2 protein-coding genes are annotated in these 2,225 nt (G+C 33.1%); one reads left to right on the top strand and one right to left on the bottom strand.

From position 1 onward, the window contains the following. Positions 1-411: 411 nt before the first annotated feature. Positions 412-1,287, bottom strand: coding sequence for a LysR family transcriptional regulator (locus tag AC1DRF_RS24035; protein ID WP_043979592.1), 876 nt, complete (start codon positions 1,285-1,287; stop codon positions 412-414). 241 nt (positions 1,288-1,528) lie between these two features. Between AC1DRF_RS24035 and AC1DRF_RS24040 the strand changes: the two genes are divergently transcribed. After that, positions 1,529-2,225, top strand: a 697-nt coding sequence (locus AC1DRF_RS24040) for a peptide ABC transporter permease (RefSeq protein WP_477741877.1), incomplete at its 3' end; no start/stop codon positions are given.

The following is a 2,225-nucleotide window of genomic DNA, read 5'->3' on the forward strand; positions in this document are numbered from 1 at the left end:
GCTGAAAAGACGACTCCATCATGGGAAAAGAGAAACTATTTGGATTTTGCAAATGGGGATACAACTTCAGTAAATGAATGCTACACACTTATCTTACAAAAAATCGACTATAATATGAAATATATAATAACTATGATAACTATTCTTTTTAGTTATAGTTGAAAGAAATCTCTTTACAAATGCGTTGGTAACCTTTTCAAAAAAGAGTTTGTGAAATATAAGGTCTAATTATTTAATAAAAGAGATGGAGATATGCCTAAATCAATTCAATTTAAAGATGAACCAATGGGATAAATGATTTAGTATGACTGACATGTTACACCGCCATGAAAAAATCCAAACGAGTTGGATTTTCTATCAAGAATCAAACTCGTTCGGATTTTTAATTAAACTACTTTTGTTTCCGCTTTGTTAAACTGTACTTTTAATATAATCAATAAAAGCCTGTGTAGCATAAGAGATATAGCGATCTTTTTTTACGATTAAAGCAATTTCCCACGGAATAGCATTCTCGAGATTAATTACTTTCACATGCTCCAAATCAAGCTTTTCACATAATGAATAAGGGAAAAGAGCAATGCCGAGATTAGCAGCTACCAGCTCTCCAATGAAGTCCCACTGAGAGCTTTTAAAAGCAATATTAGGTGTAAATCCATTTTTTAAACATTCGTTATAGACCATTTCATGCATGGTGAAGTCTTCATGAAAGGAAATAAGCGTTTCGTCTTTTAACTCTTTTAATGAAATCGTAGAATGCTGAGCCAACGGATGAGATTTATGAACAACAAGCTGCAGTGTTTCTCGGGCTAAAGGAGTCGTAAAAAACATGTTTTCATCAACTGGAAGTAAAACTACGCCCACATCCACTTCTCCTTGTTCCACAAATTTTTGCATTCTTTTAGCGCCATATTCCACTAATTGAATATGAATCTCAGGGTATTGCTCTCGAAATGCTTTAATAATAGTAGGAAAAAACAATGTACCAACAATAGGGGGAATGCCTATTTTGATGGTTCCTCTTTTTAAATGCATTAAATCATAGAGGGAATCCGATAAATCTCGGAGAGAAGATAAAATACTTTCTGCTTGCTCGTACACAATTATTCCTGCATCGGTAAGCTGAACTTGTTTGCCAGCGCGATCAAACAAAGGTGTGCCGAGCTCTTCTTCTAATGATTTAACCATTTTACTGAGAGAAGGTTGCGAAATATGCAGCGCTTCAGAAGCTCTTGTGAAATTTTTATGTTTAGCCACTTCTGTTAAGTAATGTAAATGGCGAACATCCATTTTGTATACCTCCGTGTTCATACATGCTAATTAATAAGATACACACATTCTACCACATTCACAATCAGCTCTATACCTTTCTTTCCTATCAAATAAAATGATCAGTAGAAGAGGCAGTGAATACAAAAGAAATTGCCAACAATATATATTTACACATTGTTTATTTTAGAAGTATAATATATAAATCAGTAGAACGGTTACATATCGATCACAGAATCAATCAATAAGGTGGTTAGAACGGTTGAGTAAAGCAGATGAAATAAGAGATATCGTTTATATTAATGGCCATGTAAATAAAAAATGCTTTATTACATATGGAATTGAATTTAAAGAGTTTTATCATTCCCTTCCTACGCCGCTTGCAAATATATTATTGTTAAAGCACGGTTTTGAAGACAGTGATTACCATTACCAAACCCATATGGACTACGTAGAAGAAGAACAAATTCATCTTTTAGCAGAAGATGATGTTTATAATTATGGTGATTTTTGTTGGATTGATTTTGAGGATGTATCTTCGTTAGATTTGTTAGAACCTCAAGATATTGCAGCGCTGCTGTATTTAGGTCATTTAAAAAAACCGCTCAATTCGCCATTTAATAATAAACTCGGTAATCAATTTGTTTATTTAGCTCATGATGATGGATTTTATAACAAAATCTATTTTCGAGACGTATATGATATGAAGCATATTTTAAGCCGAATCATTCCGTTGAAAATGTCAGAAATTAAGCAAAAAAGATTTGTATTTAGAAGGAAGAAGTTAGAATATCCAATATTGCCGCTCGTGTTAGCAAATACGCTTCTTACTTTAACGAATGACGGTTTGTTTATTGATTTTGAACACATGGTGCAATCGCGTAGAGATATTAAAATTCCTTTGTATACAATCGGTGACTTTGACGACATGAATGAAATGTATAATGATCGGTTTGAGC

Source organism: Priestia sp. P5_B4, assembly GCF_056400385.1.

Bases quoted from the DNA above. Each gene is read 5' to 3' on its own strand.
- AC1DRF_RS24035 (WP_043979592.1), bottom strand. From the start codon at position 1,287: ATGGATGTTCGCCATTTACATTACTTAACAGAAGTGGCTAAACATAAA.